This window comes from Nonomuraea sp. NPDC048892 (assembly GCF_040649735.1).
Lineage (GTDB): Bacteria > Actinomycetota > Actinomycetes > Streptosporangiales > Streptosporangiaceae > Nonomuraea > Nonomuraea maheshkhaliensis.
This window is the reverse complement of record NZ_JBEZFZ010000013.1, coordinates 259,996-273,220: the sequence shown is the minus strand read 5'-3', so window position 1 is coordinate 273,220 and position 13,225 is coordinate 259,996. Positions and strand designations below refer to the sequence as shown.

Annotated in this window: 15 protein-coding genes; 1 reads left to right on the top strand and 14 read right to left on the bottom strand. The window is 67.0% G+C overall.

The features are described 5' to 3' along the window. Nucleotides 1-358: 358 nt before the first annotated feature. The 14 genes from AB0C28_RS35365 to AB0C28_RS35300 all read right to left on the bottom strand — a co-directional run bounded on the left by AB0C28_RS35365 (nt 359) and on the right by AB0C28_RS35300 (nt 11,781). Nucleotides 359-682: a DUF2469 domain-containing protein gene (locus tag AB0C28_RS35365; protein WP_026215037.1), complete on the bottom strand. Its 324-nt coding sequence runs from the start codon at nt 680-682 to the stop codon at nt 359-361. A gap of 39 nt (nt 683-721) precedes the next feature. After that, nucleotides 722-1,390, bottom strand: coding sequence for a ribonuclease HII (locus AB0C28_RS35360; RefSeq protein ID WP_106251975.1), 669 nt, complete (start codon nt 1,388-1,390; stop codon nt 722-724). Between the two features lie 52 nt (nt 1,391-1,442). After that, nucleotides 1,443-2,036 carry a signal peptidase I gene (gene lepB, locus AB0C28_RS35355; protein WP_358080087.1) on the bottom strand — a complete coding sequence of 198 codons (594 nt, stop codon included), beginning with the start codon at nt 2,034-2,036 and terminating at the stop codon, nt 1,443-1,445. Continuing rightward, nucleotides 2,036-2,839, bottom strand: a complete 804-nt coding sequence (lepB, locus tag AB0C28_RS35350) for a signal peptidase I (protein ID WP_357857905.1) — start codon at nt 2,837-2,839, stop codon at nt 2,036-2,038. The genes lepB (AB0C28_RS35355) and lepB (AB0C28_RS35350) overlap by 1 nt, the downstream gene beginning before the upstream one ends. Nucleotides 2,840-3,034: 195 nt before the next feature. Further along, the gene (rplS, locus tag AB0C28_RS35345; RefSeq protein ID WP_106251970.1) at nt 3,035-3,397 is read right to left on the bottom strand and encodes a 50S ribosomal protein L19; all 363 of its coding nucleotides are present in this window, start codon (nt 3,395-3,397) and stop codon (nt 3,035-3,037) included. A 159-nt stretch (nt 3,398-3,556) separates the two neighbouring features. Then, nucleotides 3,557-4,405, bottom strand: coding sequence for a tRNA (guanosine(37)-N1)-methyltransferase TrmD (gene trmD / locus AB0C28_RS35340; protein WP_357857901.1), 849 nt, complete (start codon nt 4,403-4,405; stop codon nt 3,557-3,559). Continuing rightward, nucleotides 4,405-4,905, bottom strand: coding sequence for a ribosome maturation factor RimM (gene rimM / locus AB0C28_RS35335; RefSeq protein WP_357857898.1), 501 nt, complete (start codon nt 4,903-4,905; stop codon nt 4,405-4,407). Before rimM ends, trmD begins: the two co-directional genes overlap by 1 nt. 73 nt (nt 4,906-4,978) lie before the next feature. Beyond that, on the bottom strand, nt 4,979-5,224 hold the full coding sequence (locus AB0C28_RS35330) for an RNA-binding protein (RefSeq protein ID WP_043634919.1): 246 nt from the start codon (nt 5,222-5,224) through the stop codon (nt 4,979-4,981). 1 nt (nt 5,225) lies between these two features. Then, complete coding sequence (gene rpsP, locus AB0C28_RS35325) at nt 5,226-5,666, bottom strand: 30S ribosomal protein S16 (RefSeq protein ID WP_357857895.1); 441 nt, start codon at nt 5,664-5,666, stop codon at nt 5,226-5,228. 248 nt (nt 5,667-5,914) lie between these two features. Further along, the gene (ffh, locus tag AB0C28_RS35320) at nt 5,915-7,465 is read right to left on the bottom strand and encodes a signal recognition particle protein (RefSeq protein ID WP_357857892.1); all 1,551 of its coding nucleotides are present in this window, start codon (nt 7,463-7,465) and stop codon (nt 5,915-5,917) included. A 57-nt stretch (nt 7,466-7,522) separates the two neighbouring features. Next, nucleotides 7,523-8,083: an ATP/GTP-binding protein gene (locus tag AB0C28_RS35315; protein ID WP_106252091.1), complete on the bottom strand. Its 561-nt coding sequence runs from the start codon at nt 8,081-8,083 to the stop codon at nt 7,523-7,525. A gap of 7 nt (nt 8,084-8,090) precedes the next feature. Further along, nucleotides 8,091-8,399: a DUF742 domain-containing protein gene (locus AB0C28_RS35310; RefSeq protein ID WP_106252093.1), complete on the bottom strand. Its 309-nt coding sequence runs from the start codon at nt 8,397-8,399 to the stop codon at nt 8,091-8,093. A gap of 113 nt (nt 8,400-8,512) precedes the next feature. Beyond that, entirely contained in the window at nt 8,513-8,935 is a 423-nt protein-coding gene (locus AB0C28_RS35305; protein WP_346104683.1) for a roadblock/LC7 domain-containing protein, read from the bottom strand. Next, on the bottom strand, nt 8,932-11,781 hold the full coding sequence (locus tag AB0C28_RS35300; RefSeq protein ID WP_358080086.1) for a nitrate- and nitrite sensing domain-containing protein: 2,850 nt from the start codon (nt 11,779-11,781) through the stop codon (nt 8,932-8,934). The genes AB0C28_RS35305 and AB0C28_RS35300 overlap by 4 nt, the downstream gene beginning before the upstream one ends. A gap of 553 nt (nt 11,782-12,334) precedes the next feature. Here AB0C28_RS35300 and AB0C28_RS35295 point away from each other — a divergent pair. Then, the gene (locus tag AB0C28_RS35295) at nt 12,335-13,210 is read left to right on the top strand and encodes an ABC transporter substrate-binding protein (RefSeq protein ID WP_346104685.1); all 876 of its coding nucleotides are present in this window, start codon (nt 12,335-12,337) and stop codon (nt 13,208-13,210) included. Nucleotides 13,211-13,225: the final 15 nt, after the last annotated feature.

The window sequence follows — 13,225 nt, the reverse complement described above, 5'->3', positions numbered from 1 at the left end:
TCCCAGCACAGCAGACCCCACCGACCGGCGGTAACGCTACAAATCCATACGATCACATAGCGACATCACAGGCATATGCTCGCGGAACGCACTCTGAGATGCGCGTACGGGCGGGGCCGTGAGGATGGAAGGCCTCGTCAACAGGTGTAGCCGCGCGTGGTGGCGCCGTGAGAACGAACGGCGTCATCAACGGTGGTAGCCACACGCGCGGCGAGGCCGTAGGAGTGAACGGCCTCGGGGAAGGTGTGGCCGTGCGTGTGCCAGGGCCGGCCGTGAGTCGGTGGCGGCTCAGGCCCTCGGCCCTCCCCGGCTCAGGCCCCCGGCCCCCAACTCAGGCCCTCAGCCCTCCATTCGCCCCCTACCCCGAGAACCCCTCCTTGGGCATCTCCAGGTCGGCCTTCGCGAGTTCCTCCACGTTCACGTCCTTGAACGTCACGACCCGCACGTTCTTGACGAACCGCGCCGGCCGGTACATGTCCCACACCCAGGCGTCCTGCATCTTCACGTCGAAGAAGACGTCGCCGTTCTCCGCGGTACGGACGTCGAGATCCACCGAGTTGGTCAGATAGAAGCGCCGTTCAGTCTCCACCACGTACGTGAACAAACCGACGACATCACGGTATTCGCGGTAAAGCTGCAGCTCCATCTCGGTCTCGTACTTTTCGAGATCCTCTGCGCTCATCGCGGTCCTCCTGTCGTACCGGTCCCCCGGTTCGCCTGGTCAGGCAACCCCGGCCCCCATTTCATTTTCACCCATCCCCCTCGCCACCGTGACGAAGGAGAAGCGGTGGTCAGGACACGGACCATGCGTTTCCAGCGCCAGCCGGTGTCCTGGAGTGACATACCCCTTGTGTTCGGCGAAGCCGTACAGCGGGTAGCGCTCGTCGAGCGTGACCATGAGGCGATCCCTGGTCACCTTGGCCACGATCGACGCCGCCGCCACGCATGCGGCCACCTGGTCCCCCTTCCACACGGCCAGAGACGGCGCCGGTAGCCCCGGGACCGGGAAGCCGTCCGTGAGGATGTACTCCGGGTCACAGGGCAACTGTGCGACAGCTCGCCGCATTCCTGAAACGTTGCACTTGTGAAGACCTTTGGCGTCGATCTCCCCCGACGGGATGATCACTATGCCTACATGAGAGACGCGGATGATCTGCTCGTAGAGACGTTCGCGCACCTGGGGGGTGAGAAGTTTGGAGTCTGCCAGGCCGTCGACCTGCTTGCGCAGGATGACGGCCGCGACCACGAGCGGCCCGGCGCACGCGCCGCGGCCGGCCTCGTCCACGCCCGCGATCGGGCTGAGGCCGCGGCGAGCGAGCGCCCGCTCATAGGCGTAGAGTCCGGAATCTCGCCGGACGACGCTCGGTCGAGGGCGGAACGCAACTGTCATGACACAGGCAGCGTACGCCCCATTCGCCGCAATCCGCGACCGGAAGTGGCCCCTACTTGACCTTGTCGAAGATGTCGGGACGGGAGAAAAGATAGCCTCGCGACAGCGGCCAGTAGCGGACCACGGCCGTGCCGATCACCGCGTCCACCGAGATGAAACCGCCTCCGGGCTCCTCTATGTGGGACCGGGAGTCGGCCGAGGCGCTGCGGTGGTCGCCCATCAGCCAGAGCTTTCCCGCGGGCACGGTGACGTCGAACTTATCGCCGGAAGCGAAATCGCCGGGATAGAGGTAGGAGGACTCGTCGAGGGCCGTACCGTTGACCGTGATGCGCTTCTGCTTGTCGCAGCACACCACCTTGTCGCCGCCGACTCCGATGACCCGCTTGATCGTGTCCTCGCCGTTCCATCCCTTGAAGACGATGATGTCACCGCGTTCGGGCGCGCCCGCGAGCTTGTTGACGAAGACGCGATCGTTGATCAGCAGCGTGTTCTCCATCGACTCCGACGGAATGTAGAACGAGCCGACCACGAATGCCTGCAGCAGCAGCGCGATGCCCACGCCCATGACGAGCAGCAGAACAGTCTCGCGGAAACTGCCCTTCTTCTTCTCTTTGCCCACGCCCTCCGCCTTCTTGGTGACGGCCATCAGCGCCTCTTCCGCAGGCGCCGACGGACCAGCACCAAGGGTACGGCCAGCCCGAACCCCGCGACCAGCGGCACCTGTGTGCCGAGGGCGTTGAGAGCGGGCTGGGCGAAGGTGTCAGGGATGTCTATCGAGGAGAACCGGTCGAACGGCCAGACGATCACGAACGCCCTGCCGATGACCTGACCCACGGGAATGGAGCCCCCGCCGGGGTCGCCGGTGTGCGAGCGGGAGTCGAGCGAGACCGAACGGTGGTCACCCATCACCCACAGCCGGTTCTGCGGCACGGTGATGTCGAAGAACCTGTCGGACGGCACGTCACCCGGATAGAGATAGCTCTCTTCCTCGATGGGCGTGCCGTTGACCGTGATGCGCCCCTTGGAGTCGCAACACTTGACATGATCACCGCCGACGCCGATGACCCGCTTGATGTAGTCCTTCTCGCCGGGCACGATGCCGAACGCCGTGCCGACCCAGCGGAAGAACGCCGCGACGGGGTTGGACGGCTCCTCCAGCTGGAACTCACCGTCCCAGGAATCGACTCCCGAAAACACCACCACGTCGCCGCGCTCGATGTCACGAGTGTGGTAGACGAGCTTGTTGACCAGGACCCTGTCATTTGTCAGCAGGGTGTTCTCCATCGATTCCGACGGGATATAGAAGGCCTGGACCACAAACGTCTTGATGATCAGGGCCAGCACCAAGGCGACTACCACGAGAACAGGAAGTTCTTTCCAGAACGACCCCTTCTTCTCATTCTTCTCGCCCTTGGCAGGCTGCTGAGTCTCTTCGGCGACCACGTCCACCTCGTCCTCGACAGGGCGGCGCACAGCGCCGTGCTCCTGGCTCTCGCTAGTCATCGCTGACGAGCCTAGATGATGACTTGGCTCGACAAGCCTCGACCGACGTTACACCCACGCACGAGTCGCTCCACATAAAGGAAACGGCCCTGTAAAGCCGAATGGCCCGCGCGATGCGCGGGCCATCGGTAAACGCCATGGTTACTTGGCGGCCGTCGTCTCACGCTTCTCGCGGATACGGGCGGCCTTACCGCGCAGGTCACGCATGTAGTAGAGCTTGGCGCGGCGGACGTCGCCACGGGTCACGAGCACGATCTTCTCGATGACCGGGCTGTGCACCGGGAAGGTGCGCTCGACACCGACGCCGTAGCTGACCTTGCGGACCGTGAAGGTCTCGCGGGCGCCGCTGCCCTGCCTGCGCAGCACGAAGCCCTTGAACACCTGGACGCGGGACCGGTTGCCTTCGACGACGCGTACGTGAACCTCGAGGGTGTCACCGGGGCGGAAAGCCGGCACGTCGCCGCGCAGGGTCGCCTTCTCGAGCTCCTGGATCTTCGTGTGCATGAGAGTCTATTCCTCAAAGTTTGGCGGGCACGCGGAGGTCCACCCGGCCACACCCGAGTCGGGCACGGCGACGGAAGCGGACACGCTTGCTGTCTCCTGGGGCCCGGGCTCGCTCATTCCCGGGCACGCAACACCGACCGCAGGATGGTCGGCAGCGATTCAGTTTGCCACATCTTTCCGGCGGACGCGAAACGACAGCTCGTCGAGGAGCTTCCTGTCGTGCTTGTCCAGCTTCTCGGGGTCGAGCTCCGCCGCGAGTTCGGGCCGGTTTCGTACGGTACGCCGGATCGCTTCGTCCCGTCGCCAGCGGGCGACATTTCCGTGATGTCCGGACAGCAGGACGGCCGGAACCGCGTGGCCCCGCCACACCGGCGGCTTGGTGTAGACCGGGCCTTCGACCAGGTTCTCCATGGAACCGGGCGCGAAGGAGTCGTCGACGACGGACTGGGCGTTGCCGAGCACGCCGGGCAGCAGCCTGCCGATGGCCTCCACCATGACCAGCACCGCCACCTCGCCGCCGGCCAGCACGTAGTCACCGATGCTGACCTCGTCCACGCGCAGCCGCCCGGAGTACTCCTCCATGACGCGCGAGTCGATGCCCTCGTAGCGACCGCACGCGAACAGCAACCACGGCTCCTGGGCCAGCTCCTGCGCCAGTTCCTGGGTGAACGGGCGCCCGCTCGGCGTCGGCACGATCAACCGCGGCAGGGCCGCTGCTTGCGGTGCGGCCGTCGCCGACTCGACCGTCTGCGGCGTGGCGCGACCCTCATCCTCCGCACTCGCGCCGATGGCCGCGTCGATGGCCTCGCCCCACACCTCCGGCTTCATGACCATGCCCGGCCCCCCGCCGTACGGCGTGTCGTCCACGGTCCTGTGCACGTCATGAGCCCAGTCACGCAACTGGTGCACGCGTACGTCCAGCGTGCCCCGCTCCCGCGCCTTGCCGATCAGCGAGACGTCGAGCGGCGCGAAGTACTCGGGAAAGATCGAGATGATGTCGAGCCGCATCACAGCAGCCCTTCAGGCGGATCCACGACCAGCCTGCCCGCCTCCACGTCGACCTCGGGCACCAGCGCCAGGACGAAGGGGATGAGGGCGTCCTCCTGGCCCTTGCGGCGTACCACGAGCAGATCCTGGCCGTGGTGCAGGACGTCCTCCACCTGCCCGACCGGCTCGCCTGCGACGGTCACCACCTCAAGCCCGATGAGCTGGTGGTCGTGAAACTCGTCGGGGTCGTCGGACGGCGTCACCTCGGCCGAGTCGATGACCAGCATGGTGCCGCGCAGCGCCTCGGCGGCGTCGCGGTCGGTGACCCCTTCCAGGGACAGCAGCAGCATGCCCTTGTGCCAGCGGCGGGCGGCGACGACGAGCGGCCCCCGCTCCGGCGGATCGGTCCGGATCGCCGTACCGGCGGCGAAGCGCAGCTCCGGTTCGTCGGTGCGCACCTCCACGGTCACGTCACCGCGGACCCCGTGCGGGCGGCCTATCCGGCCGACGACCAGCTGCACCTGAACCTGCTTTCTGTATCAACGCGGAGCGCCCCCATCGGAACGAGACCGATGAGGGCGCGAAAACCTGACGCTAACGGACTGCTTCGTGCAGATCGAGCAGATCGACCCGTACGTACTTCCCGTCGGCCAGGGCGTTCACGACCGTGCGCAGCGCCTTGGCGGTGCGCCCGCCGCGTCCGATGACCTTGCCCAGGTCCTCGGGGTGCACCCGGACCTCCAGGACGCGCCCGCTGCGAATGCGGCGTGCGCGGACCCGGACATCGTCAGGATGTTCGACGATGCCCTTCACGAGGTGCTCGAGAGCCTCCTCGAGCACGTCAGGCCTCGCCCTCGGCCGGGGTCTCGGCGGGGGCCTCAGCCTCGTCCTTCTTCTTGGCCTTCTTCGCCGTGGTGGCGGCCGTGCCGGTGTCGCCACCGGACAGCGCCTCCTTGGCCGCGGCCTCGTAGAGGGCGTGACGGTCGGGCGCGGGCTCGGCGACCTTGAGCGGCGCAGGGGCGGGCTCGCCCTTGAACTTCTGCCAGTCACCGGTGAGCTTCAGCAGCTTGAGCACCGGCTCGGTCGGCTGCGCGCCGACACTCAGCCAGTAAGCGGCACGCTCAGCGTCGATCTCGATGCGCGAAGGGTCGTTCTTCGGGTGGTACAGGCCGATCTCTTCGATCGCACGGCCGTCACGCTTGGTGCGGCTGTCGGCGACGACGATGCGGTACTGAGCGTTGCGGATCATGCCGAGCCGCTTGAGCTTGATCTTGACTGCCACGGGTGTGGTCTCTCCTGCATTCGAGCGTGGGTGAACGGCACCTCGCCGAGTGGGGCACGACGGGATGACGCTCCAGGGACAGGCGTGACCTGCGGGAGGTGAGAGGGCACCCGCCTGGTCACGATGTTCCAACATGTCATTGTGCCAGATCGACGGCACTGCCCACGACTTGTCGGTGACAGTGCATCGCAAAAGTCCGACAATCCGAGCGCCCCAGGCAGAAGAGCCGCCCAGGGCGCCGCGGGTGGTTACTTCTGGCCGGGGAGGCGGAGTTTCGAGGGGTCGAAGCCCGGCGGCAGCTCCATCCCCGGCGGCAGCTTCCCACCGAGGTTGCCGAGCACCCCGCCCGGCTTGGGCTCCTCCTCGGCGGGACGCTCCGCGGGGGCCTTGCCGAGGGCGGCCTTGCGCGGGTCACCGCTGACGCGCCGCCCCTTCTTGGCCTTCTTCTGGGCCTTGCCGGCCTTGCCCCGGCCGCCCGGCATGCCGGGGATGCCCATGCCACCCGCCATCCGCTTCATCATCTTCTGGGCTTCGAAGAAGCGGGTGATCAGGTTGCTCACCGCGCTGACGGTGACGCCGGAGCCGGCGGCGATGCGGGCGCGGCGCGAGCCGTTGATCATCTTGGGGTCTTGACGCTCGCCGGGGGTCATCGAGCGGATGATGGCCGCGATGCGGTCAAGGTCACGGTCGTCGATGGAGTTGATCTGGTCGCGCATCTGCCCCATGCCGGGCATCATGCCGAGCAGGTTTTTGATCGGCCCCATCTTCTGGACCATCATCATCTGCTCGAGGAAGTCCTCGAGCGTGAAGTTTTCGCCCGACGTGAGCTTGCCGGCCATCTTGGCGGCCTGCTCCTCGTCGAACGTCTTCTGGGCCTGCTCGATCAGGGTGAGGATGTCACCCATGTCGAGGATGCGCGAGGCCATCCGGTCGGGGTGGAAGGCGTCGAAGTCTTCGAGCTTCTCGCCCGTGGAGGCGAACATGATCGGCCGGCCGGTGATGTGGCGGACCGACAGGGCGGCGCCGCCGCGGGCGTCGCCGTCGAGCTTGGTCAGCACGACGCCGTCGAAGCCGACGCCCTCCATGAACGCCTGCGCCGTCGTGACGGCGTCCTGGCCGATCATGGCGTCGACCACGAACAGGACCTCGTCGGGCGAGACCGCGTCGCGGATGTCGGCGGCCTGCTTCATCATCTCCTGGTCGATGCCCAGGCGGCCGGCGGTGTCGATGATGACGACGTCGTGCTGCAGGCGGCGGGCCTCGTCGATGGAGCGGCGGGCCACCTCGATCGGGTCGCCGACGCCGCTGCCCGGCTCGGGCGCGTAGACGGCGACCTGGGCGCGCTCGCCCACGACCTGGAGTTGCTGGACGGCGTTGGGCCGCTGGAGGTCGGCGGCGACCAGCATGGGCGCGTGGCCCTGCTCGCGCAGCCACCGGGCGAGCTTGCCCGCGAGGGTTGTCTTGCCCGCGCCCTGGAGGCCCGCCAGCATGACGACGGTGGGCGGGGTCTTGGCGAAGCGGAGCCTGCGGGTCTCACCGCCGAGGATCCCGATCAGCTCGTCATTGACGATCTTGACGACCTGCTGCGCCGGATTCAGCGCCTGGGAGACCTCGGAACCGCGGGCGCGCTCCTTGACCTGGGCGACGAACGCCTTGACCACCGGCAACGCGACATCGGCCTCTAGCAGGGCGATGCGGATCTCGCGGGTGGTGGCGTCGATGTCGGCGTCGGACAGCCGCCCCTTGGATCGGAGGGAGGAGAAGACCGATGTCAGCCGGTCGGAAAGCGTCTCGAACACGTGGTTGGCCAGTCCTCGAAGCGAAAGTACGTCTAAGGCTCCAGCCTATCCGCTCCGCTAGCCGCTCCAGCCTGGCACGGCCATCCTGACGGTGAGAGCGTGCTCGACCAGGTTGATCAGAGCGCTCTTGACCGAGTCCTTGGAGCGGGCGTCGAGCCGCACCATCGGGATGTGCGGCGCCAGCGTCAGGGCGTCGCGCACCTCGGAGTCGCTGTGCGGGTAGGAGCCGTCCCACCCGTTCACCCCCACGATGAACGGGAGCTGCGCCTCTTCGAAATAGTCGATGGCCGGGAAGCTGTCGGCGAGCCGGCGCGTGTCGACGAGCACGACCGCGCCGATCGCGCCGCGGACGAGGTCGTCCCACATGAACCAGAACCGGTGCTGCCCGGGGGTGCCGAACAGGTAGAGGATCAGGTCACGATCCAGGGAGACGCGGCCGAAGTCCATGGCGACGGTTGTGGTCGACTTCAGCGGCGTCATGCCCAGATCGTCGATCCCGGCGGAGGCATCGGTCATGACGGCCTCCGTGGTCAACGGCATGATCTCCGACACCGCGCCGACGAACGTCGTCTTGCCCACTCCGAAACCGCCGGCGACCACGATCTTGGTCGAGGTCAAACCGGGGCTAGAGCCTGCGAAGTCCACTTAGCACCCTTTCCAGCAGGTTGACGTCCGGCCTACCCGCTTCCAGCTGCGGTTGATGCACCCGAACCAGACCCTCGGCCGCCATGTCGGCGATCAGCACCCGCACCACCCCGAGCGGGATCCGCAGCAGGGCCGACACCTCGGCCACGGATCTCACCTGGAGGCAGAGCTGGCTGATCGCTTTGTACTCGGGCGTGATGTGCGAGAACTCCCGGTGCTCGGCCGTCGCCGAGGACACCAGGGCCTCCATCGCCAGTTTGACCCGGGGCGCCGTCCGTCCGCCGGTCACGGCATAAGGCCGTACCGGGGAGGCCGGGTCGGAGCTCGACGGCGGTGGAGGCGGCGGCTCCCAGCCGCCGCTGTTCCATCCGCCGCTGTTCCACGTGGGATTCGACACCTACATCACCTGGTCTGGCTGGCGCGCAACTCCGCGCGCACAGCCGGAGTAAGCACCTGTCCGGCGCGGTCGACCATCAGCGTCATCTGGTACGCGACCAGACCCATGTCGCAGTCGGGAGCGGCCAGGACGGCCAGGCAGGAGCCGTCGCTGATCGACATGATCAGCATCAGCCCGCGCTGCATCTCCACGATCGTCTGATTGACCGCACCACCCTCGAACACCCGCGCCGCACCCTGCGTCAAAGACACCAATCCCGACGCGATGGCGGCCAGCTGATCGGCACGATCAGCCGGAAAACCCGCCGACGCCGCCAACGGCAGACCATCGGACGACACCACCACCGCGTGCGCTACCCCCGGCACCGTGCTGACGAAGTCCGTGATTAACCAATCGACGCCACGTGCTGACTGGCTCAGGTCGTTCATGCGCGCTCATCCCTGCTCTCAACGCTTCTCGGACCGGAGGGATACGTTCTTCCCTCGCTGATGTCGTCCCGTGCTGCCCTGAAGCCTTGCTGGAAGCTCGACAGACGACTACGTACCCGTTCTGGCGAGACCGAAGGCATGGGCGCCACACCCTTGGGCGCCGACACGGTGTCCGCCGAGCCGGGCACCAGGTTGGCCTTGGGCACCCGCTTGGGCAGTCCCGCCGCCGTGGCACCGTCACGTACGGGCTCCACGACCGCCTTCGCGGCGCTCCAGCCGGCGTCGGCGTTGGCCGAACCCCAGGTGGCCTCGCCTTCGGCGCTCTGCTCGAACCAGGCGGATTCGACAGAGGCGAAGATCGGCAGGTACTCGTCCCCCGAGGAGGCGGGCTTGACGACGGGTATGGGTCCGGTGGCCGCAGACTCGGCCTCGGGCAGGTCGAAGCGTGAGCGCCGCGGGCCGAGATCGGACGGTGCCGGTTCGGCCCAGCCCATGTCCTGGCGCTCGTCGGCGGCCGGGCGCTGGGGCAGCGAGGCGCCGTTCCCCCAGCTGCCCATCGGGCTGGAGGGGGTACGCGAGGGCACCCACACGTCCCTGCTCTCGTATCCGCCGCCGCCGTTGCCGCGCGGCTCGGACGGCCAGCCCATGTCCACGCTCGGCTGGGAGGGAAAGGACGGGTGTCCGGGTCCCGGCCGGTAGTCGCCCCCGCCGCCCCACTGGGGTACGGGAGGAGGCGGCGGGGTGGGCTGCTGGCCGCCGAAGCCGAAGCCGAAGCTGTCGTCGCGCGAGTCCATCGACGGCATCGAAGGCATGGACGGCATCGAAGGCATGCCCTGGTTCCCGCCCGCCGGGTAGGCGGGGGACTGCGAGCCCAGGAGGGTTTCGGGGATCAGCACCATCGCGGTCAGGCCGCCGGAGCCGTGCGGGCGCAGCTGCACCCGGATGCCGTGGCGGTGGGCCAGGCGGGCGACCACGAACAGGCCCATGCGGCGCGACACCGAGACGTCCACGCTGGGCGCGTCGATGAGGCGTTCGTTGGCCTGGGTCAGTTCGTCGGCGGTCATGCCGATGCCGGAGTCGGTGATCGACAGCATCACGCCGCCGCCGTCGATCCGGCTGCCGGAGACGGTGACCCTGGTCTCGCGGGGCGAGAACGACAGCGCGTTCTCGACCAGCTCGGCGAGCAGGTGGATGACGTCGTTGACGGCCTGTCCGGCGACGGCCACGCCGTCGGGGACCTGGAGCACGACGCGTTCGTAGTTCTCGACCTCGGACAGCGAGGCGCGGGCCACGTCGACCAGCTTGACGGGCTTGCTCCAGCGGCGAGGGGGCTCCTGGCCGGCGAGGACCAGCAGGTTCTCGCTGTTACGCCGCATACGGGTGGCCAGGTGATCCAGCTTGAACAGGTTGCCCAGCCGGTTCTCGTCCTGCTCGCCCTGCTCCAGACCGTCGATCAGGGTGATCTGGCGTTCGACCAGCGTCTGACTGCGGCGGGAGAGGTTGACGAACATCGCGTTGACGTTGCTGCGCAGCCGGGCCTCCTCGCCCGCCAGCCGCACCGCCTCACGGTGCACCTCGTCGAACGCCCGCGCGACTTCACCGATCTCGTCGTTGGAGGCGACTCCGATGGGTTCGACGTCCGAGCTGTCGACGGCCGTCTCCGTCTCGCGCATCTGGCGGACGGTGTCGGGCAGCCGGCGGCCGGCGATGAACAGGGCTTCCCTGCGCAGCCTGCGCAGGGGGCCGCTGAGCGAGCGGGCCATGATCACGGTGACCAGCAGGACCAGGATGAGCAGGAGGACGATCGCGCCCGCCGCGATGATGGCACTCTGCTGCTCCGCGCCCTCCAGGGTGCGGCTGCGCAGCACGATGCTGTCGGCGGCCTGCTGCTCGACCTCGCGCATCCCGTCGACGGTCTCGGTGATGGCGTCGTACCAGGCCTTGCCGTCTCGGGTGAGCCCGATCTGACGGTCGGTCAGCAACAGGCCGGCGTTCTGGAGCACCAGGGCGCGCTGCGAGAGGATCTCCGCGCGGTCGACGGCCTTGCCGCTGACGGTGTCGTCGTACAGCTGGCGAAGTTTCAGCGAGACCTGCGACCTGAAGGTGCTGAGCTCACTGTTCTTCTGGGCACGCGCGGCGATGAAGTCGTCGAGCGCCGTCTTGCCGAAGGACCTGGTCGCCAGCGCGGCCACGAGCAGGGCGCGCTGGGTGGAGACGTACTGCTTGGCTCGGGACAGCGCGCCGAAGCCGGCCACGCTGGCGGACAGCTCCTCGTCGACCGCGCCTCGGTCGATCTTGTCGTTCAGCGACAACAGGTCCGAGATGGTCCGGTCGTAGAGGGTGATGACCGAGTTCACGTCGAGCTGGGAGTCCATGGCGGTCTCTCGCGACGTGGCCAGCTCGTCGAGCCGGTTCTTGATGATCAGGGCCTCGGCCGCATGGGGGCTGTCCTCGGTGCTCAAGGTATCGACGTCGCCTCGGACGTCGGTGACGAGCTTGTCGACCCGTTCGTACTGGGTCTTCACGTTCGAGGGGGTGCCGCCTCTGCGTCCCTGCGCGACGTACATCGCGCTCAGGTCGCGCTCGCTCTCCACTTCGTGGGCGAGGCCCGTCAGCTGGCTGGCCAGCACCGCGACCTCGTTGACCTGTGCGTACTCGTTGGCCGTGGCGATCGAGGTGGCAGCCCTCAGGCCGCCCAGCGTCAGTGCGGCGATGGTCGGGATGACGACCAGAACCACCAGCTTGGAGCGCACGCGCCAGTTACGCAGAGAGAAGCGGGCCCCCGCCTTCCGGCTGCCGCCTGCGGCCTTGCCCGGAGCCTGCGTCTGTGGTTTATGGGATGCCATTTGGGGGGCTCCATCAGTTAAGCCCTGATCCCCGCCCACAGAGGGGACAACACTCTTCACTTGCCTCCGCAACCTCTCCTCGGATGGTTTGGTGCACGAAGATCACGTCATGCCGGTGTTTGCAGTGTGACGCCGACGCACCCTTGGGGCGAGAGCTAATTGGAGCACATCAACAGGAGATCGGCCAATACCGCAAAGATCTCAGTTGCCACGCAATCCGACAATCTTCTCATAAGTCAACACCTGTCGCCCAGCCCCCCAGGCCAAGGCGGGCACTCCAGATAATCGGACAAAACGGGCAATATCACTCTATATGTGTATATATCTCGTTAATTTCCGGTGGACTGGATGCGGTAAGAAGCCCTGGCTGCGCTAGGGTGCCACCGTCGTTGAACACTCCCGTTCGCACTCACCCCCCTCGGTTCAAAGGAGACCCGCAATGCGGTTCGGTGCATTAGGGCGCACTGCTCTGATTGGGCTCGTCGCTTCCCTCGTCATCACGGGGTGTTCCAGCTCGGGCGAAGGAGGCGGCACCACCAGCGCCTCCTCGGAAATGAAGACCGACCTGCTGATCGGCCAGTACCCCGGTGCGGACTCCGCCCCTCTCTTCATTGCCATGGAGCGCGGTTTCTTCAAGGAAGAGGGCCTCAACGTCAAGCAGGAGCCGATCCAGGCTCCGCAGGCGGTGCTGCCCAAGCTCTCCAACGGAACCATGGACGTCGTCCTCGGCAGCTACGCCACCATCCTGACGATCCAGGAGGCGGGCACCGAGAAGTTCAAGTACATCGCCGACTCCTACCAGGGTGCGGCCGGTGCGTTCGGCATCATGGTCAAGAAGGGCTCGACCATCAAGGACGTCGCCGGCCTCAAGGGCAAGAAGGTCGGCGTCAACGCCCTGGCCGGTCTGGGCGTCCTCACGATGAACCCGCACTTCAAGATCGCCGGTCTGGACCCCAAGACCGACATCCAGTACGTCGAGGTTCCCACCACCAACTGGCTCAGCTCGCTCGACAAGGGCGACGTCGACGCGGTGTGGATGACCGACCCGTACGTCAGCGAGGCCAAGAAGACGCTCGGCGCCACCATGCTGCTGGACACCATGTCCGGCCCGACCGACGGTCTGCCGATCACCGGCTGGGCCGCCACGGAGAAGTGGGTGTCGGAGAACCCGAAGACGCTCGCCGCCTTCCAGCGCGCCATGGCCAAGGCCCAGAACATCGCCGCCACTGACCGTAGTGCGGTGACCAAGGTGCTGCCGACCTTCACCAAGATCCCGGCGGAGACGGCCGCGACCATCAACCTGGGCAACTACCCGACCACGCTGAGCGCCGACCGCATCCAGCGGGTCGCCGACCTCATGCTCGACGCGGGCATGCTCAAGAAGCAGATTGACGTCAAGTCAATGATTTACACCGCCCCTCAGGGATGATGAGCACGATCACCG